18 protein-coding genes are annotated in these 24,537 nt (G+C 71.7%); 6 read left to right on the plus strand and 12 right to left on the minus strand.

The features are described 5' to 3' along the window. Window positions 1–430: 430 nt before the first annotated feature. From ACLJQE_RS43540 to ACLJQE_RS43550, 3 genes are all read right to left on the minus strand, one after another. Window positions 431–1,990 (minus strand): amidase, encoded by a 1,560-nt coding sequence (locus ACLJQE_RS43540; protein ID WP_410645730.1) that lies wholly within the window; start codon window positions 1,988–1,990, stop codon window positions 431–433. Further along, the gene (glnA, locus tag ACLJQE_RS43545) at window positions 1,990–3,333 is read right to left on the minus strand and encodes a type I glutamate--ammonia ligase (protein WP_410645731.1); all 1,344 of its coding nucleotides are present in this window, start codon (window positions 3,331–3,333) and stop codon (window positions 1,990–1,992) included. The genes ACLJQE_RS43540 and glnA overlap by 1 nt, the downstream gene beginning before the upstream one ends. A 61-nt stretch (window positions 3,334–3,394) precedes the next feature. Then, window positions 3,395–4,711, minus strand: a complete 1,317-nt coding sequence (locus ACLJQE_RS43550; protein ID WP_410645732.1) for an MFS transporter — start codon at window positions 4,709–4,711, stop codon at window positions 3,395–3,397. Window positions 4,712–4,798: 87 nt separating this feature from the next. Between ACLJQE_RS43550 and ACLJQE_RS43555 the strand changes: the two genes are divergently transcribed. Next, complete coding sequence (locus ACLJQE_RS43555) at window positions 4,799–5,410, plus strand: LppX_LprAFG lipoprotein (protein ID WP_410645733.1); 612 nt, start codon at window positions 4,799–4,801, stop codon at window positions 5,408–5,410. Between the two features lie 61 nt (window positions 5,411–5,471). Here ACLJQE_RS43555 and ACLJQE_RS43560 read toward each other — a convergent pair whose 3' ends face one another. After that, the gene (locus tag ACLJQE_RS43560) at window positions 5,472–7,034 is read right to left on the minus strand and encodes an alpha/beta hydrolase (RefSeq protein WP_410645761.1); all 1,563 of its coding nucleotides are present in this window, start codon (window positions 7,032–7,034) and stop codon (window positions 5,472–5,474) included. Window positions 7,035–7,188: 154 nt separating this feature from the next. Here ACLJQE_RS43560 and secA2 point away from each other — a divergent pair, with 154 nt between their 5' ends. After that, entirely contained in the window at window positions 7,189–9,540 is a 2,352-nt protein-coding gene (gene secA2 / locus ACLJQE_RS43565; RefSeq protein ID WP_410645734.1) for an accessory Sec system translocase SecA2, read from the plus strand. A gap of 100 nt (window positions 9,541–9,640) precedes the next feature. Continuing rightward, window positions 9,641–11,362, plus strand: coding sequence for an NAD+ synthase (locus ACLJQE_RS43570; RefSeq protein WP_410645735.1), 1,722 nt, complete (start codon window positions 9,641–9,643; stop codon window positions 11,360–11,362). Here ACLJQE_RS43570 and ACLJQE_RS43575 read toward each other — a convergent pair whose 3' ends face one another. Then, window positions 11,363–11,977 carry a VOC family protein gene (locus tag ACLJQE_RS43575; RefSeq protein WP_410645736.1) on the minus strand — a complete coding sequence of 205 codons (615 nt, stop codon included), beginning with the start codon at window positions 11,975–11,977 and terminating at the stop codon, window positions 11,363–11,365. It lies immediately after the preceding gene. A gap of 8 nt (window positions 11,978–11,985) precedes the next feature. Continuing rightward, window positions 11,986–13,326 (minus strand): S8 family peptidase, encoded by a 1,341-nt coding sequence (locus tag ACLJQE_RS43580; protein ID WP_410645737.1) that lies wholly within the window; start codon window positions 13,324–13,326, stop codon window positions 11,986–11,988. 85 nt (window positions 13,327–13,411) lie between these two features. Between ACLJQE_RS43580 and ACLJQE_RS43585 the strand changes: the two genes are divergently transcribed. Next, window positions 13,412–13,945, plus strand: a complete 534-nt coding sequence (locus ACLJQE_RS43585; protein WP_410645738.1) for a methylated-DNA--[protein]-cysteine S-methyltransferase — start codon at window positions 13,412–13,414, stop codon at window positions 13,943–13,945. Window positions 13,946–14,103: 158 nt separating this feature from the next. Here the strand turns inward: ACLJQE_RS43585 and ACLJQE_RS43590 are convergent, their stop codons facing one another. The 3 genes from ACLJQE_RS43590 to lysX form a co-directional block, all read right to left on the minus strand. Continuing rightward, window positions 14,104–14,694, minus strand: coding sequence for a DinB family protein (locus ACLJQE_RS43590; protein ID WP_410645739.1), 591 nt, complete (start codon window positions 14,692–14,694; stop codon window positions 14,104–14,106). A gap of 83 nt (window positions 14,695–14,777) precedes the next feature. Beyond that, window positions 14,778–15,344 (minus strand): hypothetical protein, encoded by a 567-nt coding sequence (locus ACLJQE_RS43595; RefSeq protein ID WP_410645740.1) that lies wholly within the window; start codon window positions 15,342–15,344, stop codon window positions 14,778–14,780. A gap of 63 nt (window positions 15,345–15,407) precedes the next feature. Continuing rightward, complete coding sequence (gene lysX / locus ACLJQE_RS43600) at window positions 15,408–18,731, minus strand: bifunctional lysylphosphatidylglycerol synthetase/lysine--tRNA ligase LysX (protein ID WP_410645741.1); 3,324 nt, start codon at window positions 18,729–18,731, stop codon at window positions 15,408–15,410. A 236-nt stretch (window positions 18,732–18,967) separates the two neighbouring features. Here lysX and panB point away from each other — a divergent pair, with 236 nt between their 5' ends. Beyond that, window positions 18,968–19,837, plus strand: a complete 870-nt coding sequence (gene panB / locus ACLJQE_RS43605; RefSeq protein WP_410645742.1) for a 3-methyl-2-oxobutanoate hydroxymethyltransferase — start codon at window positions 18,968–18,970, stop codon at window positions 19,835–19,837. 110 nt (window positions 19,838–19,947) lie between these two features. On the opposite strand, the gene ACLJQE_RS43610 is transcribed toward panB, so the two are convergent. Together ACLJQE_RS43610 and ACLJQE_RS43615 are read right to left on the minus strand one after the other, a co-directional pair. Continuing rightward, window positions 19,948–20,805: a cytochrome c oxidase assembly protein gene (locus tag ACLJQE_RS43610; protein WP_410645743.1), complete on the minus strand. Its 858-nt coding sequence runs from the start codon at window positions 20,803–20,805 to the stop codon at window positions 19,948–19,950. A gap of 1 nt (window position 20,806) precedes the next feature. Further along, on the minus strand, window positions 20,807–21,733 hold the full coding sequence (locus tag ACLJQE_RS43615; RefSeq protein WP_410645744.1) for an undecaprenyl-diphosphate phosphatase: 927 nt from the start codon (window positions 21,731–21,733) through the stop codon (window positions 20,807–20,809). Window positions 21,734–22,067: 334 nt separating this feature from the next. Between ACLJQE_RS43615 and pip the strand changes: the two genes are divergently transcribed. Next, window positions 22,068–23,012, plus strand: a complete 945-nt coding sequence (gene pip / locus ACLJQE_RS43620) for a prolyl aminopeptidase (protein ID WP_410645745.1) — start codon at window positions 22,068–22,070, stop codon at window positions 23,010–23,012. A gap of 15 nt (window positions 23,013–23,027) precedes the next feature. Here the strand turns inward: pip and ACLJQE_RS43625 are convergent, their stop codons facing one another. After that, complete coding sequence (locus ACLJQE_RS43625; protein WP_410645746.1) at window positions 23,028–24,485, minus strand: PucR family transcriptional regulator; 1,458 nt, start codon at window positions 24,483–24,485, stop codon at window positions 23,028–23,030. Window positions 24,486–24,537: the final 52 nt, after the last annotated feature.

The raw sequence follows: 24,537 nt of genomic DNA on the forward strand, positions 1-24,537 counted from the left end.
AACTCTCCATCAATGAACAGTTTAATCGAGGCAAATAAATGCTCTCAAAGGAACCTCACACGAGGTTCATACATAAGCTCTACTGGCTTAGTTCACTAGCACACTGTTGAGTTCTCAAGCAACACACTCTGAATCCACCCGCGTTATCCGCGGCTAAATCCTCGGCAGTTGTTCCAAGCTTTTGGTCGAGCATGCCTAATCCTACGAGTTTAGTCGTAGGGGGTCGGCGGCCGCTCGTGGGCCGACGCTGAACATTACCCGGTCCGATCCGCGGTGTCAACCCGCTCGTCCCGGCCTGGTCTCCGGGGCTTGCGGCCCCGGTGTGACCCGGTGTTCCTGGCGACGAAGAGAAGATTACATGCCCCCGAACCGCCCCAAAACAGGGGGGTCACTTAACGACATCGCCGCAGGTCAGAGTGCTTACGGACGGCTACGACGGCAGCGTCGCCAGGAACCGGGGCGGGACGCGCGCCGGAGCGACCCGCGAGAAGTCCGCCGCGAACGCCAGCACCCGGGCGTCGGACCACCGCGGCCCCATGAACGACAGGCCCACCGGGAGCGGTCCGGCGAACCCCGCCGGCACGGTCACGTCGGGGTAGCCCGCCACCGCCGCCGGGGTCGAGGACGGGATCACGTCGTTGTCGCCCACCGCGCAGTCGGTCTTCCACGCCGGCGGGTTGGTCGGCGACGCGATCGCGGCCAGGCCGTGCGCGGCCAGCGTCTCGTCCAGCGACCGGCGCGAAAGGTCCGTGAGCTCGGCGCGCATGGCCCGGTAGCCCGGGTCCGACGGCGGCGGCGCGGCCAGTGCCTGCTCGAACAGCTCTTGACCGGCGAAGCACGTCCGCTCCAGCGGGTCCGCGCGGTTGTACGCGATCAGCTCGGCCAGGTTCCGCGGTCCGTGCGGGCGGGTCGCCAGGTAGGCGTCGATGTCGCGGTGGAACTCCGTGAGCAGCGCCGGGAACTCCAGCTCCAGGAGCCGGTCCTGGTACGGCAACGTCACTTCGACGACCGTCGCACCGGCCTTGACCAGGGCATTCCGGGCCGACGTCATGATCGCGTCGGTGGCCGGGCCGAGGACCGGCAGGCGCCACAGGCCGATCCGCGCGCCGCTCAGGGCACCCGGGCGCAGCAGTTTCGCGTAGTCCGACGGCTGGGTGCGCGGGTAGGTCAGGGTGGCCGGATCCGACGGGTCCCGCCCCTGCAGGACCGAGAGCGTCAGCGCCACGTCGACGACGTTGCGGGCGATCGGGCCCGCGGTGTCCTGCTCGGCCGAGATCGGCACCACGCCGGTGCGGCTGACCAGGCCGAGGCTCGGTTTGTGCCCGACCGTGGCCGTCATCCCGGCGGGGCACACGATCGAGCCGTCCGTCTCCGAGCCGATCGCCACCTGGGCGAGTGACGCCGCCACGCCGGCCGCGGACCCCGCGGACGACCCGCACGGGTTGCGGTCCAGCACGTACGGGTTGTTCGTCTGCCCGCCGACGCCCGACCAGCCGGACGTCGGCTTCGCGGCGCGGAAGTTCGCCCATTCGGAGAGGTTCGCCTTGCCGAGGATCACCGCACCGGCGCTCCGCAGCCGGGTGATCAGCGTGGCGTCCTTCGCCGGGAAACTGCGGAGTGCCCGCGACCCGGCCGTCGTCTGCTGGTCGCGGGTGTCGACGTTGTCCTTGACCAGCACCGGGATGCCGTCGAGGGGCCCGCGCAGGCGGTGCGCGCGACGCCGGGCGTCGCTCTCCCGAGCCTGGCCCGGCGCGGCCGGGTTGACCGCCAGTACCGCGTTGACCTTGCCGTCGATCCGGCGGATCCGTTCGAGATAAGTGCTGGTCAGGTCCACCGCGGTGAGCCGGCCGGACGCCATCCGCGCCTGCAGGGCCGGGATGTCGGCCGAGTCGAGGTCGAACTTCGAAGAGGACGCCGACGCGGCGGGTGCGGCGGGGACGAGCACGAGTGCGGCGGCCAGGATCGCGAGGAACACCGGCCGCCGCCCCATCAGAGCACCGGGAGGAGCGTCCGGAGTTCGTACGGGGTGACCGCGCTGCGGTAGTTGTCCCACTCCACGCGCTTGTTCCGGAGGAAGAAGTCGTAGACGTGCTCACCGAGCGCTTCCGGCAGCAGCTCCGACTTCTCCATCTCGGCCAGTGCCTCCCCCAGGTTCTGCGGCAGCTGCGAGTACCCGGCCGCGCGCCGTTCGGAGTCGCTGAGCTGCCAGATGTTGTCCTCGGCGGGGGGCGGCAGCTCGTAGCCCTTCTCGATCCCCTTCAGCCCGGCGGCCAGGATGACCGAGTACGCCAGGTACGGGTTGCACGCCGAGTCCAGCGTGCGGATCTCCACCCGTCGGGATGACGCCTTTCCGACTGAATACATCGGGACGCGGACGAGCGCGGAGCGGTTGGCACGGCCCCACGAGACGGTCGTCGGGGCCTCACTGCCGCTGATCAGGCGCTTGTAGGAGTTCACCCACTGGTTGGTGACCGCCGAGATCTCCTTGGCGTGGTGGAGCACCCCGGCGACGAAGGCCTTGCCGGTCCCCGACAGCTCGTGCGGGTCTTCGGCGTCGTAGAAGGCGTTGCGGTCGCCTTCGAACAGGCTGACGTGGGTGTGCATCCCCGAGCCGGGCTGGTCGGTGAACGGCTTCGGCATGAACGTCGCGCGCACCCCCTGGGTCAGCGCGACCTCCTTGACGACGTAGCGGAACGTCATCACGTTGTCGGCCATGGTCAGCGCGTCGGCGTAGCGGAGGTCGATCTCCTGCTGGCCGGGAGCCCCTTCGTGGTGGCTGAACTCGACCGAGATGCCCATGGCCTCGAGCGTCTCGATGGCGTGACGGCGGAAGTGCGTCGCCGTGGCGTGGCTGGCCTGGTCGAAGTAGCCGCCGTTGTCCGCGGGCTCCGGCTCGCTGCCGTCGTCCGGCATGGTCGAGAGGAGGAAGAACTCGATTTCGGGGTGGACGTAGCAGGTGAAGCCCGCTTCGGCGGCCTTCGACAGCTGGCGGCGCAGCACGTGCCGCGGGTCGGCCCACGACGGCGAGCCGTCGGGCATGGCGATGTCGCAGAACATGCGGGCCGAGTAGGGGCCGCCGTCGGGGGTTTCCCAGGGCAAGACCTGGAACGTCGACGGATCGGGTTTGGCGACCATGTCCGATTCGTAGACGCGCGCGAAGCCCTCGATGGCCGAGCCGTCGAAGCCGATGCCGTCGTTGAAAGCCCCTTCGAGCTCGGCCGGCGCGACGGCGACGGACTTGAGGAACCCCAGCACATCGGTGAACCAGAGACGAACGAAGCGGATGTCGCGCTCCTCGAGCGTGCGAAGCACGAATTCCTGCTGGCGATCCATGGCCGCACCCTAACCACAGCGTGTTAACGACATGTTTCGCGACGCGCCGTGGCCGCCGAAGTCACGTCGCGAGTACCGCAACGGGCTTCCTCGCCCGCGTGATGGCCAGCGACGCGACCGACGCGATGACGGCCAGCACGGCCGCGGCGTACCAGGCCAGGGTGTAGTTCCCGAGCTGGTCGCGGACCAGGCCGGCGGCCGACGCGGCGAACGCGGCCCCGAGCTGGTGGGAGGCGAAGACCCAGCCGAACACGATCGGGCCGGCGTCGCCGAACGCGCGGATGCAGAGCGCGACCGTCGGCGGGACCGTGGCCACCCAGTCGAGGCCGTAGAACAGGATGAACGCCCACATGCTCGGCTGCACCGAATCGGTGAACAGCTGCGGGAGCAGGGCCAGCGAGAGCCCGCGCAGGGCGTAGTAGACGCCGAGCAGGATCCGCGGGTCGACGCGGTCGGTGAGCCAGCCGGAGAAGATCGTGCCGACGACGTCGAAGAGGCCGACCAGTGCCAGCAGGCTCGCCGCGGTCGTCTGCGGCATGCCGTGGTCGTGCGCGGCCGGGACGAAGTGGGTGCCGACCAGGCCGTTGGTCGTCGCGCCGCAGATCGCGAAGCCGATCGCGAGCAGCCAGAACGTCCGGGTCCGGGCGGCCTGGCCCAGCACGGAGAGAGCACGGCGGACCGAGCCGGTCCGCGCGGCCGGGTGCACGACCTCGGCGGCATCGGGGGCATCGGGGGCATCGGGGGCATCGGGGGCATCGGGGGCACCGTAGGCCGTGGTGCCGACGTCGGCGGGGTGGTCGCGGATCACCAGCAGGACCACCGGGACGACGGCGAGCGCGGCGATCGCGATCACCAGCGACGCCGTGCGCCAGCCCGACCCCACCGCCAGGTTCGCGATCAGCGGCAGGAAGATCAGCTGGCCGGTGGCACCCGCGGCGGTCAGGACGCCGGTGACGACCCCGCGGCTGCGGACGAACCACCGCGTCGCGATCATCGCGGCGAAGCCCATGGCCATCGAGCCGGTGCCCAGCCCGACCAGCACACCCCAGCACAGCACGAGCTGCCAGCTCGCGGTCATGAACACCGTGCCGCCCGCGCCGAGGGCGATGACGGTCAACGCCGTCGCCGAGACGCGCCGGATGCCGAAGCGCTCCATCAACGCGGCCGCGAAGGGCGCGAAGAGGCCGAAGAGCACGAGGTTCACCGAGACGGCCGAGCTGATCGTGGTGCGGGACCAGCCGAACTCTTCGTGCAGCGGGTCGATCAGGACGCCGGGAGCGGCGCGGAAGCCGGCGGAGGCGAGCAGCGCGACGAACGCGGCGCCGGCGATCAGCCACGCACGGTGCAGCCTCGGGGCGGGACGGGTCTCAACGGTCACTCAGGCAGTCTCACCACGCGCGCGTGACGGCGGAAGTGGCCGGAAGGACATCATCCGCAAGGATCGGGCCAACAGTAGGCTCACGCCATGGTTCGCCTCGCCCTGCTGCTCGCGCTCCTCCTGACGGCCGGCTGCACCGCGTCACCCGACACGCGCGGGCCGTTCCCGGCGGGCGCCGCCCTGGTCCGCGAGGCCGCGACGTCGTTCGCCTCGGTCCGGAGCGTGCACTTCGCGGCCGGCGTCAACGGCGTGCTGCCGGGCTTCCCGCTCCGCCAGATCGAGGGCGACGCGACCCTCGACGACGGCGGCCACGCCACCGGAACGGCCGACGTCCAGGACGGTGACGGGCACACCGAGTTCCCGTTCGACGTGCGCGACGGCCAGGACTCGCAGTACCGGGTCAGCGCCTTCCTCGGCCCGCAGGGCGGGCTGAAACGGCTGCTCGACGGGGTGACCGACGCCAAGACCGAAGGCCGCGAGAACGTCGACGGCGCCCCCGCGCTGCGGGTCGGCGGCCGGGTGCCGGCCGCCGTGGCGCACAGCGTGCTCGCGCCGATCGACGCCGACCTCACCGTCAAGGTGTGGGTCGCCGACGACGGCGGGCCACGCCGCTTCGTGCGGCTGTGGGTGCAGATCCCGCCGGCCGGCGATCACCTCAGCCCGGTGATGATCGAGCTGTCGCTGACCAACCAGGCGTAGCTGTGACAACCGGGGCTTCGCCCCGGGCCGGGGGCTTCGCCACCCGGACCCCCGCAAAGCGCTACTGCCCCGAGCACCGCTTGCCGTCCGGCGGCACCGTGCCGTCGACCAGGTAGTCCGTGCCCGCTTCGTCCACGCACTTCACGCCCTGCAGGAACACCGTGTGCTGAGTGCCCTCGTAGGTCAGCAGCGCACCCTTCAGGCCCTTCGCGAGGTTGACGCCGGCCTGGTACGGCGTCGCCGGGTCGTTGGTCGTCGAGATGATCAGCGTCTTCGCCAGGCCTTCGACGTTCGGCACGTGCGGTTCCGAGGTGTTCGGCACCGGCCAGAACGCGCACGCGTCGCGGGCCGCGCTCGCCGGGCGGCCGTCGTCGAGGAACGGCGCCACCTTCACGTACTCCTCCTGCGCCTTGAGGATGACGGCCGGGTCCGTGACGCGCGGGTCGTCGACGCAGCGGACCGCCGTGAAGGCGTCCTGCGTGGTGCCGTAGCGGCCGTCGGAGTCGCGCTCGTTGTAGATGTCGGCGAGCTTCTCCAGCGTCGTGCCGCGCTGCTGCCTCAGCTCGTTGAGGCCCGTGTTCAGGGTGTCCCAGAGGCTTTGCTGGTAGAGCGCCTGGATCACGCCGGTCGTCGCGTCCTCGTAGGAGAGCTTGCGGCCGTCGCCGACCGGCACCGGGAAGTCGATCAACGGCTGGACGAGGGCCTGGAACGCCTTGACCGCGCCGGCGTCGTCCGCGCCGAGCGCGCAGTCCTGCTGGGCCGTGCACCACTTCGCGAACTGCGTGAACGCCGTCCCGAAGCCCTGGCCCTGCGCGACGAGCGACTCGACCGCGTCCTGCTCGGGGTCGACCGCGCCGTCGAGGACCATCGCGCGGACGTTCTTCGGGAACGCTTCGGCGTACGCCGACCCGATCCGGGTGCCGTAGGAGTAGCCCAAATAGGTGAGCTTTTCGTCGCCGAGGACCGAGCGGAGGACGTCCAGGTCCTTCACGACGTCGCGGGTGCCGAGGTTGGCGAGCATCCCGGTGCCGTCCTCGGTGCGCTGGGCGCACTTGGCGGCGAAGTCCTTTTCCTGCGATTCCTGCTTCAGCACGCCCGCCGGCGAGCCGTCGGTCTCGCTGTCGTCGGCGCGGTCGGCGTCCCGCTCGGCGTCGGTCAGGCAGTGGACGGCCGGCTGGCTGGCCCCGATCCCCCGCGGGTCGAACCCGACCAGGTCGAAGCGTTTGCCCAGGCCGGTGCTGGTCACCGGCTTGCTCAGCCCGGCGGCCGCGACCATGCCCGACGCGCCCGGGCCGCCCGGGTTGACCACGAGCGACCCGATCCGCGAGCCGGCGTCCGTCGCCTGTCGCCGGAGCAGGCCGAGGGTGATCGTGTCCCCGGCCGGCTTCGCGTAGTCCAGCGGCACGGTCAGGCGCGCGCACTGGACGTCCTTCGCCTGGAACGCCGACCGCGAGTCTTCCGATGTCGCGTAAGGTGCGCAGTCGGCCCAGCTCAGGCTCTGGCCGTAGAACCGCTCCAGCCCGGCGGGCACCGGCCCGGACGGCGGGTGCGACTCGGTCGTCGGCGCGGGTGGCTCGGTTCTGCCGGAGGACGTGCACGCGGCCAGCGAGGCCACGAGCAGCACGGACGTCGCGATCGCGGTGATCCGGCGACGATGGGACCTGGCGCTGGGATGTGGGAACACGGTTGGATCGTCCCATCCGGCCGCGGAACTCGAACGCACCACCGTCGCGTTGGGTGGTGGAGGCCGTCGAGCGAGAGAGAACGGGAGACCAGGGGTGGCAGCACTGATCAGCCGGGTGGGCAAGAAGCTCCGCCGGATCATCCAGCGGCCGGGCAGCGTCGAGCTGACCCGCTACGAAGCACTGCTGCCCGCGGTCGGAAAGCTCGAACCCGAGCTCGAGAAGCTCTCCGACGAGGAGCTGACCGAGCGGGCGGGCAAGCTCCGCGAGAAGCTGAAGGACACCGCGTTCGGCGACGACCAGCTGGTCGAGGTGTGCGCGCTGGGCCGTGAGGCCGCGCGGCGGGCACTGGGCGAGCGCGCGTTCGACGTGCAGGTGCTGGGCACGATGGGCCTGCTCACCAAGCACGTCGTGCAGATGGAAACCGGTGAGGGCAAGACCCTCGCCGGTGCGCTGGCCGCGGCGGGGTACGCCCTGCGCGGAAAGCGCGTTCACGTCGTCACGGTCAACGACTACCTGGCCCGGCGCGACGCGGAATGGATGGGCCCGGTCTACGCCCTGCTCGGGGTGTCGGTCGGCTGGGTCGAGCCGTCGCACTCGCGTGAGGAGCGTCGCGAGGCCTACGCCAAGGACGTCACCTACGGCGCCGTCGCCGAAATCGGCTTCGACGTGCTCCGGGACCGGCTGGTGACCAGCGTCGACGACCTGGTCCAGCCCGCCCCCGAGGTCGCGATCGTCGACGAGGCGGACTCGGTGCTGGTCGACGAGGCCCGCGTGCCGCTGGTGATGGCCGGCTCGATCGACCACACCGACGCCGACGAAGAGGTCGCGAAGGTCGTCCGGCGGCTGCGGCTGGGCCTGCACTACGAGACCGACAGCGAGGGCCGCAACGCCTGGCTGACCGACGCCGGCGCGTCCGTCGTCGCGAAGTCGCTCGGCCTGGAGGTCGACGACCTCTACGGCGAGACGGCCTCGGACCGGCTCCCCGCGGTGAACGTCGCGCTGCACGCGCACGCGCTGCTCACCCGCGACGTCGACTACCTGGTCCGCGACGGCAAGGTGCAGCTCATCAACGCCGCCCGCGGCCGTGTCGCCGAACTGCAGCGCTGGCCGGACGGCCTCCAGGCCGCCGTCGAGGCGAAGGAGCAGGTCAGCGCCACCGACCGCGGCGAGATCCTGGACTCGATCACCGTACAGGCGTTGCTCGCGCGGTACCCGGAGGTCGCGGGCATGACCGGGACCGCGGTCGCCGTCGCCGAGCAGCTGCGGGAGTTCTACAAGCTCGAGGTCGCGGTCATCCCGCCGAACACCCCGAACATCCGCGAAGACCTCGAAGACCGGATCTTCGCTTCGCCGTCGCAGAAGCTGCGGGCGATCGAGGAGGAGATCCGCACGGTGCACGAGACCGGGCGGCCGATCCTCGTCGGCACCCAGGACGTCGCCGAGTCCGAAGAGCTGGCCGAGAAGCTGGCGAAGGTCGACCTCGAGTGCGTCGTGCTCAACGCGCGCAACGACGCCGAAGAGGCCGCGATCATCGCCGAGGCCGGCAAGAAGGGCGCGGTCACCGTGTCCACGCAGATGGCGGGCCGCGGTACCGACATCCGGCTGGGCGGCACCGACGGCGCGACCCGTGACGAGGTCGTCGAACTGGGCGGGCTGCACGTCATCGGCACCGCGCGGTACCCGTCGAGCCGGCTCGACGGGCAGCTGCGCGGCCGCTCCGGCCGCCAGGGCGACCCGGGCAGCGCGATCTTCTTCGCCAGCCTGAACGACGAACTCGTGCTGTCGAACGCGCCGGACGTGCCCGAGGGCATCGCCGCCGACGAGGAGACCGGCGAGATCACCGACCCGGCGGCGCTGCGGCAGCTCAACCACGCCCAGCGCGTCGCCGAGGGTGTCGACCTGGAGATCCACCGCAACACCTGGCGCTACACGCGGCTGATCGAGCGGCAGCGCGGCGACCTGCTGGTGCACCGCGACAAGGTGCTTCGCACCGCGTATGCGGCGGAGGCGCTCGAAAAGGCGCACCCGGAGAAGTTCGGCGAGCTGAAGGAGAAGCTCGCCGAAGGCGAGGAAAGCCAGGAGAAGCTGGAGCAGATGTGCCGCGAGGTGCTGCTGTTCCACGTCGACCAGCTGTGGTCGGACCACCTGGCGTACCTGACCGACGTCCGCGAGAGCATCCACCTGCGGGCGCTGGCCCGGGAGACGCCGCTGGACGAGTTCCACCGCGCGGCGATCCCGGAGTTCCACAAGATCATCGCCGAGGCCGACTCCCGGGCGGCGAAGACGCTCGAAGAGGCGGAGCTGACCGACGAAGGCATCGACCTCGGTGACGCGGGTGTGCGGCGGGCCAACACGACGTGGACGTACCTGGTCCACGACAACCCGTTCGATTCGGACTTCGAGCAGACCATCAAGAAGGTCCGGAGCATGATCAAGCGGAAGTAGCCGGTTCTCGAGAGGCCCCCGTCCGGTTCGCCGGGCGGGGGCTTTCGATTTCGCCCACATTCGCTCGGCCTTCCGGGTGACGGTGGGCCAGAATGGCGGCATGCCGCAACTGCGCATCGCGCTCGCCCAGGTCAACCCCACCGTCGGCGACCTCGACGGCAACGCCGATCTGCACGTCGAGTGGACCCGCCGGGCCGCCGAAGCCGGCGCGCACGTCGTCGTCTTCCCCGAGATGTCCCTGACCGGCTACCCCATCGAGGACCTCTCGCTCCGCAAGACCTTCGCCGCCGCGTCGCGGCAGGGTGTCGAGTCGCTGGCGCGCCGCCTGGACGAAGCCGGCTGCGGCGAAGTGCTCACCTACCTCGGCTACCTCGACCTCGACGAAATCGGCCCGCGTGACGCGGCCGCGGCGCTCTACCGCGGCGAAGTCGTCGCCCGGCAGTTCAAGCACCACCTGCCCAACTACGGCGTCTTCGACGAGCACCGCTGGTACAAGCCGGGCACGACGCTCGACGTCGTCCGGTTCCACGGGCTCGACATCGGCATGGTCATCTGCGAGGACGTCTGGCAGGACGGCGGGCCGATCTCGGCGCTCGGCCGCGCCGGCGTCGACCTCGTCGTGGCGCCGAACGCGTCGCCGTACGAACGGTCCAAGGACGAGCAGCGGCTGCCGCTGATCGCCCGGCGCGCCGCCGAGGCCGGGGCGCCCCTGGTCTACACCAACCAGATCGGCGGGCAGGACGACCTCGTCTTCGACGGCGACTCGCTCGTCGTCGGCGCGGACGGCACCCTGCTGGCCCGCGCACCGCAGTTCGTCGAGCACCTGCTCGTGCTGGACATGGACCTCGCCGCGGGCGGGCACGCCGCCGACGGCGAACTCGAAGGCCTGCACGTCCGGCGCCGGGTGCTGAGCGCGGAACCGCTGCCGGCCTACGAGCCGACGGCCACGCCGGTGATCAGCGAGCCGCTGTCCGAAGAGGCCGAGGTGTGGCACGCGCTGGTCGTCGGGCTCCGGGACTACGTGCACAAGAACGGGTTCTCGTCGGTGACCTTCGGGTTCTCCGGCGGCATCGACTCGGCGGTCTGCGCGGCGCTGGCGGCGGACGCGCTGGGCGGCGACAACGTCTACGGCGTCTCGATGCCGTCGAAGTACTCGTCGGGGCACTCGAAGGACGACGCCGCCGACCTGGCGCGGCGGATCGGCGCCCACTACCGGGTCGAGCCGGTCGAGGACATGGTCCGGGTGTACGTCGACCAGCTTTCCCTGACGGGCCTGGCCGAAGAGAACATCCAGGCGCGGACGCGGGGCATGCTGCTGATGGCACTGTCCAACCTGGACGGTCACCTGGTGCTGGCCACCGGCAACAAGACCGAGCTCGCCGTCGGGTATTCGACGATCTACGGCGACGCGGTCGGCGCGTTCGCCCCGATCAAGGACGTCTTCAAGACGCACGTGTGGCAGCTGGCCCGCTGGCGCAACGCCGAAGCGGTGAAGAACGGCGAAACGCCGCCGATCCCGGAGAACTCCATCTCGAAGCCGCCGTCGGCGGAGCTGCGGCCCGGCCAGGTGGACACCGACTCGCTGCCCGACTACGCGCTGCTGGACGACATCCTCGACGACTACGTCGAGGGCGACCGCGGGTACGCGGACCTGGTGTCCGCGGGCTTCGACCCGGAGACCATCGACCGCGTGGTGCGGATGGTCGACAAGGCCGAGTACAAGCGGCGCCAGTACCCGCCGGGCACGAAGATCACGTTCAAGGCCTTCGGCCGCGACCGGCGGCTGCCGATGACCAACCTGTGGCGCGAGGGCAAGGCCTAGCTAGCTCAGGGCGACCTGGCGGCCTTCCGGTGTCCGGAGGGCCGCCGTCAGGCCGGCTTTGTCCGCGCGGCGGACCAGCAGCTCCAAGCCGAGTGCGTCCGTCACCGCGAGCACCGAATCCGGGTCCGGGTGGACGCCGGTGACCATCAGCAGCGGCAGGGACGGCAGGTCCCGCGTCGTCGGGTGCGGCGTCGAACCCCAGTCGATGAGGAACGGGTGCAAGGTGCCCGGGACGGCCGGCGGGGTCAGGCGCCAGCGCAGCGTTTCGCCGTCGCCGGTTTCGCGGGACATCTCCCGCGCGTCGCCCGGGTCGAAGCCGTGGGCGCGGGCCTCGGCGATCGTCGTGTCGATGTCGGTCGTGCGGACCGCCCACGCGACCAGCGCGGGCTCGGTCAGCTCGTCGATGCCGAACGGCCGCGGTACGTCGGGGTCCGGCTGCGCCGGGTCCGGGCCGATGACCTCCAGGTACATCCCCGCGCCGAGGTCGGCGAGGTGGTTGGCCGTGCCGACGCCGAGGTGACGGCCGCCGGGCACGGGCGTGACTCCGGTGAGGGCGGTGACCCGGGCGACGGCGTCGGCGAGGTCCGGGCCGGCGTAGACGAGGTGATCGAGCACGAGCGCCATCATCCCGCGCCGACGGCCTTCGCCGCATCGACCACTCCGTGGCCGTAGTAGGTCGTTCCCTGCGGCGTCGCCTGGCAGACGGCGTCCGGGCACGGCAGCGGCGTCGCCGTGGCGTAGAGGGCGCGCTTGATCCGCTCGGCGCTCCAGTGCGGGTGCTCGCTCGCGATCAGGGCGGCGACGCCGCTCGCGTGCGGGGCGGCCATCGACGTCCCGTTCGCGGACCGGTATTCGCCGTTCGGCCAGGTCGACCAGATGCGTGCGCCGGGCGCGGCGACGCTGATCCGGGTCGCCGAGTAGTTCGAGAAGGTGGCTTTGACGAGCTTTTCGTCGAGTGCGCCGGTGCCGACGACGCCGGGCAGCTCGTGCGGCAGCCGGGTGCAGCTCGGGTCGATCCGGCGTTCCACCGGCGTGCTGTCGGCCGGGCTTTCCTTGTCCACCGAGCGCGTGTCGAGGTTGATCCCGGCGTTGCCGGCGGAGGCGACCACCAGGACGTTGCGGCGCTGCGCGTACGCGACCGCCCGGCCGACGGCGAGCTTCGCCGCGGCCTGGTCCGGCTGGTCGTCGCAGTTGTAGCGCCACGGGATCGACCGGTAGCTGTTGTTCGTCACGGCGAACCCGTGCTCGGCGGCCCAGACGAAGCCGCAGACCATGCTCTCTGCCGTCTCCTTGTCGTCGAGCTCGGCGAGTTTGACCGCGGCGATCTTCACCCCCGGGGCGACGCCGACGACGCCGGTTCCGTTGCGGGCCGCGGCGATCGTGCCCGCGACGTGCGTGCCGTGGCCGTCGAGCGTGGGCCGCCAGGCGCCGGGGCCGCGGTCGGGCCAGCCGGACAGGCAGGAGACGGAGTTTCTCCTGTCGAACGCCTTCGCGAGTTCGGGGTGGGTGTCGTCGACGCCGACGTCGAGGACACCGACGACCGTGCGCCTGCTGCCGTCGGTGACCTGGTGCGCTTCGGGCAGGTGCAGCGCCGGGACGTCCCACGCCGTGCCCTCCGGCGGGACCAGGCCGGAGTTCGGCGAGCCGGGACCGGTGTAGCGGAGGTCCTTGCGGGGCGCGAAGAACTCCTTCGGGATCTTCGCGGTGCGCGTCGCGCCGACGGCGTCGATGCCCGGCGTTTTCCGGACCTTCGCGGCGAAGTCGTCCTTCGCCGTGTACGCGACCACGACGCCGATCTGCGGGTAACTCGCGACGACCGTGCCCCCGGCGTGCTTGACGACCTGCTCCGCCCACCACGTGTGGTGCGTGACGACGACGTGCGGCATGACCAGCGGATCGGCGGCCGCCGGAGTGGCGATCATGCCGAGCAGCAGCAACGCCGTCACCAGGATTGCTCGTCGCACGCGTCCTCCTCGAAATTCGCCCAAACCGAACTTAGCGATCATCGGCGGCGGGGCGGTACCCCTCTTCGGTCGTAGGCTGGACGGCATGACGACGGGGTTCACGGTGTTCGGCACGGCGATCGGGGCGTGCGGGCTCGCCTGGCGCGACGACGTCGTCGCCGGGACGTCGCTGCCCGAGGGCAGCCCGGAATGGACCCGCGCCGGGCTGGTCCGCCGGTTCCCGGACGCCGTCGAGGGGACGCCGCCGTCACCGGTGCGGGCCGCGGTGGACGGGATCGTGGCGTTGCTCGGCGGTGCGCGTTCCGACCTGGCCCCGGTCGAGCTGGACTTCTCCGGGGTGCCGGCGTTCAACCGGCGCGCGTACGAGGTCGCGCGGGAGATCCCGCCGGGCAAGACGCTGACGTACGGCGACATCGCCCACCGGCTCGGGCAGCCGGGGTCGGCGCAGGCCGTCGGGCAGGCGATGGGGCACAACCCGTTCCCGATCATCGTGCCGTGCCACCGCGTGCTGGCGGCGGGCGGGAAGGACGGCGGGTTCTCGGCGCGGGGCGGGGTCGGGACCAAACGCCGGATGCTCGTGATCGAAGGCGCGCTCGCGGACGAGCCGACGCTGTTCTGACGCCCCGCCGGTGTACGCGGAAGGGTATCTCGCGTGCCAAGAGGGTCGACTCGCGTGCCTGGAGGGTCGACTCGCGTGATTGAGGGGTCGACTCGCGTGCGTGGGGGTCGGGTGGTGGGCCTGGGGGCGGCTCGCGGGTGGGGCCGCGAGCCGAACGGTCAGGCGGGCTGGGGCGAGGGGGTCCAGGGCTTGATCCACGGGGACTCGGGCCAGCCCTCGGCTGCTGCCATCAGGGGGATGGCCGTGCCGCCGTCGATGTGCTCGCGGATGATGTCCGCGTGGCCCGCGTGGCGGGCCGTCTCCTGGATCAGGTGCAGCAGGACCCAGCGGACCGACCAGGCCTCGACGTCCTGGGGGAACCACGGGACGCCCTTCGGGACCGGGACCGCCTGGCCGAGGTCGTCGATGCCCGCGATGACCTCCGCCGTGCGGGCGGCCACCTCGTCGTAGCGGGCCAGCGCGCCCTCCAGGGTCTCCTCCGGGCCCAGGCGGTGCGCCGACTCGTACTCCGCCATCGCCTCGCCGAACGGCTTCTGCGGCACCTGCAGCACCGTGTCCATCCAGCTGTCCTCGGTGCTCGCGACGTGCTTGATCAGCCCGCCCACCGACAGCGTGCTCTTCGTCGAGGCGAGTCTCGCCTGATCGTCGGTCAGCCCGTGTGCCGCCAATCTGAGCACGTACCGCTGCTGCTCCAGGAAGCTCAGCAGCCCGTCACGCTCGTCGGTCACCGGGCGCACGTTTCCCGCCATGTCGATCCTTCCGTCTGGGAATACCTGCGGCGATCGTGCCACCCACCACCGACATTCCGGGCGGAAAGCCCGAAGATCGGCCGCTACCGGTGCGCGTGCCGCGGCGCCGGCTTGACGAAGGCGTACGCCCCGCCGACGCCGTACAGCGCCGCGCGGACCAGCAGCTGGGCCCGGGTGAACACGCCCTCGAAGGTGTCCAGCTGCCGGCTGAGCACGACGGCCAGCCAGGTGGCCAGCACCAGCACCAGGCCCACGACCGCGAGTGCGCGCCAGCCCGGCGGCCACCACAGGATCAGGCTGATCACCCCGGTCACCAGCACGACGCTGAGCAGCGACGACAGCAGGTGGCTGCGCTCGGGGTAGGCGGCCTGCAGCAGCACGAGCACGCCGAACGCGCTCACCGAGATCGAACTCAGCCGCGCCGACCACTGGACCGGCCCGAGCCGGTGCAGCGGCGGCCCGGCGAGGATGAACGCGACCCCCGACACCGCGAGCAGGACCCGGAACACCGGTGGCCCGGTCAGCAGCGCCTCGGCCGGGTCCCGCACCGGGGAGACACCGGTGGGCAGGAAGAACTCCAGCAGCCAGCCCGAATACGCGAGGACGGCCACCCCCATCAGGAGGGCCGAGGCGATCCGAGCCGTGCGCACGAGGCAGAGCGTAAGCGACGGGCCGCGCCACGGCCCGTCGCCGTGACCAGGTCCACCGAGTCGTTACGCCTGCGGTCGGACGAAGGGGAACAGGACCGTCTGGCGGATCGAGGCGCCGGTGAGCATCATGAGCAGCCGATCGACGCCCAAACCGAGCCCGCCGGTCGGCGGCATGCCGTGCTCCAAGGCGAGCAGGAAATCTTCGTCCAGCTCCATGGCCTCGACGTCGCCGCTGGCCGCGCGCAGTGACTGTCCCTCGAGCCGCCGTCGCTGCTCGATCGGGTCCGTCAACTCGGTGTAGGCCGTGCCGACCTCGGAGCCGAACGCGATGAGGTCCCAGCGCTCGGCCAGCCGCGGGTCCACCCGGTGCTGCCGGGTCAGGGGCGAGACGTCGGTCGGGTAGTCGGTGTAGAAGGTCGGCAGCACGGTCGCGCCCTCGACGAGGTGCTCGAACGCCTTGAGCACGAGGTCGCCGGGCCCCGGGTCCTCCCCCACCGGCACGCCCGCGGCCACGCACAGGCGGCGCAGCTCGGTCACCGGGGTCCCCGCGTCGATCTCCTCGCCGAACACCGCCGAGACGGCTTCGTGGACCGGGACGACCGGCCAGTCGCCGGAGATGTCGTACTCGACGATCCGGCCGCCGGCGTCGGGCCGCCGCACGATCTGGGCGCCGTACGCCGCTTCGGCCGCGTGCTGGACGAGTTCGCGCGTCAGCGTCCTCATCGTGTCGTAGTCCGCGTACGCCTGGTACGCCTCGAGCATCGTGAACTCGGGGTTGTGCGTCGCGTCGACGCCTTCGTTGCGGAAGTTGCGGTTGAGCTCGAAGACGCGCTCGACGCCCGCCACGCACAGCCGTTTCAGGTACAGCTCGGGTGCGATCCGCAGGTACATCCGCATGTCGTAGGCGTTGATGTGGGTGACGAACGGCCGGGCGTTGGCGCCACCGTGCACTGCCTGCAGCATCGGCGTCTCGACCTCGAGGTAGTCGGCGTGGTGCAGCCGGTCGCGCACCGCGCGGACCACGGTCGACCGCAGCCGCAGCATGTTCGTCGAGTCCGGGTTGACCGCCAGGTCGAGGTAGCGCTGCCGGACGCGCGTCTCCGGGTCGGTGAGGCCCTTCCGCTTGTCGGGCAGCGGGTGCAGGCACTTCGCGGTGACCGTCCACTCGTCGACGAGCACCGAAAGCTCGCCCCGCTTCGACGTCACGACCTGGCCGCCGACGCCGACGTGGTCGCCGAGGTCGACGCCGGTCCGCCAGCGGGTGAGGTCCAGCTCGCCCGCCTCGAGCATCAGCTGGATCTCGCCGCTGAAGTCCTTGACGCGGGCGAAGCACAGGCCGCCGAGGATGCGCAGGTTCAGCACCCGACCGGCGATCCGGACCCGGTGCCCGGTGGTGGTGTCCGGCTTCAGGCCGCCGAACTTCCGGACGACGTCGCCGATGTGGTCGTCGCGGCGGAACCCGACCGGGTACGGGTCGATGCCGGCCTCGCGCAGCTTGTCCAGCTTGGCGATGCGGACGCGGACCTGCTCGGGCCGCCGCACGGCCTTCGGTGCCGGCGTCGCGGCCGACTCCTCGATCTCCTTGACGCGCGCGACGAAGCCTTCGCTGACCGTCTCCAGCCGCAGCGACCGCGCCCGTCCGGTGGGGACGAACCCTTCGAGCGCGCCCGCCACGATCCCGACGCGCGGCAGCCGCCGGGCCGAGGAGTAGCAGAGGAACCGCGGCTCCCAGTCCGGCGCGTACTTGGCGTTGGACCGGTACAGGGACTCCAGCTGGAAGAACCGCGAGAACACGCTCAGCACTCCGCGCCAGGCCCGCAGCACCGGGCCCGCGCCGATCCGCTCGCCCTCGGAGAACACCGCGCGGAACATCGCGAAGTTGAGCGAGATCCGCTGCGCGCCGAGGTGCTGCGCGGCCGCGACGACCTCGGCGATCAGGTACTCGTTGAGGCCGTTTTCGGCGTCGCGGTCGCGGCGCATGAGGTCCAGCGAAAGCCCGCGGCGGCCCCACGGGACGAACGACAGCAGCCCGCGCAGCTCGCCGTGGGAGTCGTAGGCCTCGACCATCACGCTGCGGCCGTCGCTGGGGTCGCCGAGCCTGCCCAGCGCCATCGAGAAGCCGCGTTCGGTCTCGGCACCGCGCCAGGCCTGCGCCCGGGCGAGCAGCTCGGTCATCTCGGCTTCGGGGATCTCGCCGTGGCGGCGGACCCGCGAGGTGTAGCCGGCTCGCTGGATGCGCTTGACGGCTTGGCGCACCGAACGCCGCTCCGGCCCGGCGAGGCTGAACTCGCGGACGTCGAGCACGGCTTCGTCGCCGATTTCCAGGGCACGCAGGCCCGCGCCGGTGTACGCCTTCGCGCCGCGCTCGCTCGCCCCGAGCACCCCCGGGGTCCAGCCGTACGTGCGTGTCTCGTCGAGCCACGCGCGGACCGCGTCGGGCCACGCCTCCGGGTCGCCGACCGGGTCGGCGCTGGCGACGCTGGTGCCGCCGAGGACGCGGTAGGTCACCGCCGCGCGGCCGTTCGGCGCGAAGACGACGCTCTTGTCGCGCCGGGTGGCGAAGTAGCCGAGGGAGTCGTCCTCGCCGTGCTCGGCGAGCAGCTGACGCAGGCGGAGCTCGTCATCGTCGGTCCGCAGGCCCCGGCTGCGCACCCCGCGGAAGAGCAGGTACAGCGCCGCGGTGACGACCGCGGTCGCGCTGAGGTCGAGGAACACGTCCAGCCAGGCGGGCCCCTCGCCGACACCGATCCGGCGCAGCTGCAGGTTCTCGCCGGTGGCGTGGTTGACGACCCAGGCGAAGCGCTCCCACGCGTCGCCGAGGTGGCCGGGGAATGCCTCCGTCAGCGCCCAGCCGACCAGGATGACCACGGCGAAACCGCCGAACAGCATGCTCAGGCCGTCACGCCAGGCACTCGGCGCGAGCCGGGCCGGGAACGCCGGGCGCAGCGCGAGCAGGAACACGATCAGCCCGATCGAGACGAGGTCGGCGACGGTCAGCACCCACAGCTGCGCGGGGATGTGGCGGACCTGCTTCGGGCCGAGCGTCAGCAGTTCGGGTGACCACAGCAGCGTCGCCTGCAGGCCCAGGGTGAGCAGCAGCCCGCCGACCTGGAACAGCACCAGCGTGTAGAGCGCCGCCGTCTTGCGGCGGCGCAGGGCACCCCCGAGCACCACCAGCAGCAGCACCATGACCAGGCTCTCGCTGGTCGGCACGCTCAGGCCGGAGAACGCCATGTCGATGCCGTTGAGCAGGCGGCCGTGCGTGCCGCCGGCGAACAGCAGGATCACCGAGAACACCGCGGCCAGCTGGACCACGGTCGCGACGACGCCGCCCGCCCTCGCCTTCCACGCGGGGAGGTGGCGGCGCGAGCTCGCGGGGTTTCCCATGGGTGGTTTCGTCGCCTTTCGCGGCCGGTCGGTGGTCATGCCTCTTCTTGACGTGAGTCAACCGGCGTTGGTTGTCCCCGGCCATCGACCCGAAGGCCGACGGCCGGTGGTCCCGGGGGTGTGAAGCTTGTCGCACGTGGTTGGGGCGGCTCCGGGCGCGTGTCACGCTTTGGGACGCCCCTGTTCCACGACCCGGGGACCTCATCGAGGCCTCGAGGGAAGGACGGTCGACGACGATGTCTGCCAGCGCCGAAGAACCCGCCCCCTACGGCACCGGACCCGCCGCTCCCGCGGCACGCGCGCCGGGCCGGAAGGTCCGCGTCCACCACCTGCGTGAGCTCAAGGAACGCGGCGAACCGTGGCCCATGCTCACCGCGTACGACATGTACACCGCCGCGCTGTTCGACGAGGCCGGGATCCCCGTGCTGCTCGTCGGCGACTCCGCGGCCAACAACGTCTTCGGCTACGACACCACGGTCGCGGTGACGGTCGACGAGCTGCTGCCGCTGGTCCGGGCGGTCACCCGGTCGGTCAAGCGCGCCCTCGTGGTCGCCGACCTGCCGTTCGGCTCCTACCAGCTCTCGCCGCAGCAGGCGCTGGAGACGTCGGTGCGGTTCATGAAGGAAGGCCTCGCGCACGCCGTGAAGCTCGAAGGCGGACAGCGGTTCGCCGCGCACGTCGAGGCGCTGACGGCGGCGGGCGTGCCGGTGATGGGCCACATCGGATTCACCCCGCAGAGTGAACACAACCTCGGTGGCTACCGGGTGCAGGGGCGCGGCGAAGCGGCGGACGTGCTGCTCGCCGACGCGCTGGCTCTGCAGGAAGCCGGGGCGTTCGCGGTGGTGATGGAGATGGTGCCCGCCGAGGCCGCCAAGCGCGTCACGGCGGAGCTGAAGATCCCGACGGTCGGCATCGGCGCGGGCCCGGACTGCGACGCGCAGGTGCTCGTCTGGCAGGACATGGCCGGGCTGCGGCGCGGAAAGGCGCCGCGGTTCGTCAAGCGGTACGCCGACGTCGCCACGGTGCTGCAGAACGCGGCGACGGCGTTCGCCGAGGACGTCCGGCGCGGGGAGTTCCCGGCAGCGGAGAACGCGTTCCACGACTAGGCCGGTCCCCGAGCGCCCCAATGTGGCCTTCGGTGCGTTGAACGCACCGAAGGCCACCTTGGGTGCGTTCAACGCAACCAAGGCCACATTGGGGCGCTGGGGAGCCGGGGTCATGGGCGGCGGAACCGTTCGGCCAGGGCCGGGTCCGAGTCCCACCAGAGGGCGCTGGCCGGTGCGGCTTCTTCGTCCAGCCGGGCGTCGATCTGCTTCGCGCGCCGGGCGTCGTCGCGGGCCCAGCGGACGAACAGCGCCACCACGAACGGCAGGCCCGCGACGTCGCCGCCGATCCAGAGCACGCCCGCGCCGATGATCTGGTCCGTGCGCGGATCCGGCCCCCAGCCCGGGTGCGCGGCCGCGTAGTGCGCCGGGGCGAGCAGCGGGCCGAGCCACAGCACCAGGCCGAGCGCGCCGTCGAAGACCACCTCGGCGAACGCGATCCACACCGACACCAGGTGCGGGTCCTCCCGCGGCGTCGGGTCGAGGCCGAGGCGCGTCCAGAAGTACGTGAACCCCGCGAGCACGAGGGCGAGCCGGACCAGGCCGTCGACGAGTGGCGAGCGCAGCGTGAGGTCGTAGAGCGGAGTCAGGTACAGCACCAGCACCGGCGCGATCAGCACGACCGTGACGACCGGCGGGAACGTCAGCGCGCGGACGAGCGGGCCGCGGCCGTGCCGCCGCAGCCGGGTCGCACGCGGGCAGCGGTCCAGGACCAGCCGGATGGGTGCGCCGAGGGCGAGCAGCAGCGGCGTGATCATCAGCAGCGTGACCGTCTGGACCGCGCGGACCCAGAAGAACGTCGTGTCGTAGACCGCCAGCGGCGAGCAGGTGACGACCACGATCGTCGCGAGCCCGGCGAGGAACGCCGTCGTGCGGCCCGGCGGCCAGTCCCGGCGGTGGGCCGCGCGGACGTAGAGCGTGCCCGCAACGAGCACGCCGAGGACGGCCGGGGCGTCGAACGTCAGCGGCATCTCAGACCGCGAAGAAGATCAGGCTGCCGATTCCGGCGACCACGCAGTAAATGGCGAACGGCGTCAGAGTGCGCGTTTCGAAGTATCCGGTGAGGAATCGGACAGAAATGTACGAAGCGATGCCGGCGACGACGCTGCCAACGAGCGCGGGGCCGAGCGAAGCCTGGTTTTCCGGGGCGAACAACGTCGGCATCTTGAGCACGCCCGCGGCGAGGATCACCGGCGTGGCGAGCAGGAAGGCGAACCGGGCCGCGTCCTCGTGGCCCAGCCCGCGGCGCAGGCCGGCGACCATCGTGATGCCCGAGCGGCTGATGCCCGGCAGCAGCGCGAGGATCTGCGCCGCGCCGATCAGCACCGCCTCGCCGGCACGCAGCTTCGCCAACCGGACGTCGGTCTTCTCCTCGACCGAAACCGCCCGCATGACCAGGGTGTCCTCGGTCGAAAAGTCCACAGTGTCCGCTTCCTCCGCCGGCTTGCGGCGGGAGAACTTCTCGGTGGCGTAGAGGACACCGCCGTTGAGCGCGAGGAAGATCGCCGCCGGCACCGGCTTGCCGAGGACGTCGCGCAGCAGGCTTTCCAGGAGCAGGCCGGCCAGCCCGACCGGGATGGTGGCGAGCACCAGCAGCCAGGCGAGCCGCTGGTCGGGCGTGCGGACCTCGCGGTGGCGGATCGACGTCCACAGCCCGCCGATGATCCGCACCCAGTCCTTGCGGAAGAACAGGACCAGCGCGAGCGCGGTGGCGACGTGCATCGCCACCAGCACCGCGAGGTACGGCGAGTCCTTCCCGATGCTCAGGTCGCGCTGCCACGAGCCGCCGAGCCAGGCGGGTAGCAGGATGCTGTGGCCGAGACTGGACACCGGAAACAATTCCGACACCCCTTGCAACGCCCCGACGACAATTGCCTCGACATAGGTCACCGCGGACATTCCGTACCTCTTTTTCGAAGACCTGTCGAAATTCCTGACCCGAAAGTACCGGCCCTTTCGCAAGCGGCGGGCAAGGGGGACGCGCTCGCTCAGCGTCTCCACAGGACGTTCACGTATATGAACCTCGTCCATGTCCTTGACTGCTGTTCGGCTTGTGGCTTAGCGTTTAACCCGTCGCCGCCACGACAGCTCCCCACGGCGGCTGACGCCCTCGGACCGGGGACCCGCTCAGCCCGGCGGCGGGGGCGGGTCCCCGCCTTTCTCGGGCGTCGTCCCGGCGCTCGGCGGCGGGGCGTCGGGGCGACGGCCGAGGCCCTGCGGCACAGTGTCAAACATGGACGAGCTGTACCCGCCGATCCCCGCCCGCGCCGAAGGATTCCTCGAAACCGGTGACGGACACCGGATCCGGTGCCAGGAGGCGGGCAACCCGGCCGGGAAGCCGGTCGTGGTGCTGCACGGCGGCCCCGGCAGCGGGATCGCGCCGATGGCCCGGCGGCACTTCGACCCGGCGGCCTACCGGATCGTCCTGTTCGACCAGCGCGGCTCGGGGCGCTCGACGCCGGACGCCGGCGACCTCACCGCGAACACCCTGTGGCACCTGGTCGCCGACATGGAACTGCTGCGCGAACGGCTCGGCATCGAGCGCTGGCAGCTCTTCGGCGGCTCCTGGGGCGCGACGCTCGCGCTCGCCTACGCCGAGACGCACCCTTCGCGCGTCAGCGAAATCATCCTCCGGGGCGTGTTCACCGTGCGGCAGAGCGAGCTCGACTGGATCTACCGCGGCGGCGCCGCCCACCTGTTCCCCCGCGAGTGGGAAGCGTTCCTCGCCCCGCTCCCGGCGTCGCTCCGGGAGGACCCGCTGGCCGGGTACGCCGTCCTGCTCGACGACCCGGCCGAGGAGGTCCGCCACCGCGCGGCGATCGCGTGGAGCACCTGGGAAGGCGCGACGGTTTCGGTGCTGCCCCAGGAGTCGTTCGTCCGCCAGTACGCCGACCCGGCGTTCGCGCTGACGTTCGCCCGGCTCGCCGTCCACTACTTCCGCCACGGCGCCTGGCTCGACGACGGGCAGCTGATCCGCGACGCGGGCAAGCTCGCGGACATCCCGGGCGTGCTCGTCCAGGGCCGCTACGACACGGTGTGCCCGCCGGTCACGGCGTACGAGCTGCACCAGGCCTGGCCGGGGTCGGCGCTGAAGCTGGTCGAAGGCGCCGGCCACGCGGTGACCGACCCGGGCGTGCTGGCGGCGTTGCGAGCGGCGACGGACTCGTTCCGCGAGTAGGACGGTGACCGGAGCCTAGGCCTGCAGCGCCACCCACAGCTCGGCGCGGACGCCCGGCGAGTCCAGATCGCGGCCCAGCAGGTCCTGCGCCTTGGTGATCCGGTTCCGCAGCGTGTGCCGGTGCACGCCCAGGCGGGCGGCCGCCACGTCCCAGTGGCCGTGGTGCTCCAGCCAGCAGCGCAGCGACTCGACCAGGTCGCCGCGGCCCGTTTCGTCGTGGCGGCGCAGCGGGGACAGCAGGTTCTCGCCGTAGATGCGGGCCACCACCGGGTCGATCAGAGACAGCAGGCCGCGAGCCGAGTGCTCGGCGTAGGTGACCAGTGGCTTGCCCTCCGCCTCGGCCGCGCGGGCCGCGAGGTCGGCTTGCTCCGCTCCGGCCGCGAAGTCCTCGAGCGGCACCGGGTCCGCCAGGCCCGCGTGCATCGGCCCGGCGCTCGCCGCCGCGGCCAGCGCGCGGTCCACGACGTCGCCGCCCGAACGGCCGGCCACGAGGACCGCCGAGCCCGATTCGGCGAAGAACAGCGAAGGCTCCCCCTCCAGCGCGTCGCACACCCGGCGCCGTTGACCGGGGGTGCCCACCAGCGCGACCAGCGCCCACGGCGGCTCCGGCGGATCGCCCCACACCGTGCTCAGCACCCCGAAGGCCAGCTCGTGCTGCCCCGCCGACAGCAGGTCGGCCACCCCGGTCCGCAGGAGCCGCCAGGCGTGCGTGAGCTTCAGATCCTGTTCCAGCGCCAGGGAAAGCAGGGCGACCGCGGTGTTCACCACGTGCCGTCCGGCCGTGTCGAGCGGCTCGGCCGTGCCCACCGCGAGCGCCCGGCGCACCCGCGTGTGGAGCGTCTGCAGCACGACTTCGTGCCCGTCGAGCTCGAAGACCCGCGTCCCCGTGCGGAGCTGCTTCAGCTCTTCGCGCACTTCGCCGGCGTACGCCTGGGCACCGGCCGAGCCCTCGGTGCCCGCGGTGTCGAGCAGCAGCACCCAGCCGTCGACGAGTTTCGCCAGCTTGCGCAGCACCCCCGCCGGGCCGCCCTTGCCGACCGCCGTGCGGGTCAGTTCCTGCTGGGCACGGCCGATGCGGACCGTCGACGCGTACTCGTCGGCCGCCACCGCCCGCGAAACCGCGCGGGTGATCGCGATGAACGGCGTCTTCCGCGGCACCTCCAGCACCGGGAACCCCACCTCGGCCGCCGTCGACACGAGCGAACCCGGAACGCGGTCGTGGCTCAGCCCGACGCCGAACCCGAGCCCCGCGACCCCGGCGGCCACGAGACGGCGGACGTACGCCGGTGCCGTCTCCTCGTCGAGGGCCAGCCCGGTGGTGAGCAGCAGCTCGCCGCCCTCGAGGAAGGCCTGCGGGTCGGTCAGCTCCGTCGGGTGGACCCAGCCGATCGGGCGGTCCAGGACGTCTTCGCCGGTCAGCACCCGCAGCCCGAGCGGGCGCTCGGCGGCCAGCGCGGCCAGGGTGAGTGCCATAACGGCCAATCGTACGCGCCAAATTGTGCAGAACGGCCAGCTGACCAGCGGC

The organism is Amycolatopsis sp. lyj-346 (assembly GCF_046548975.1).
Lineage (GTDB): Bacteria > Actinomycetota > Actinomycetes > Mycobacteriales > Pseudonocardiaceae > Amycolatopsis.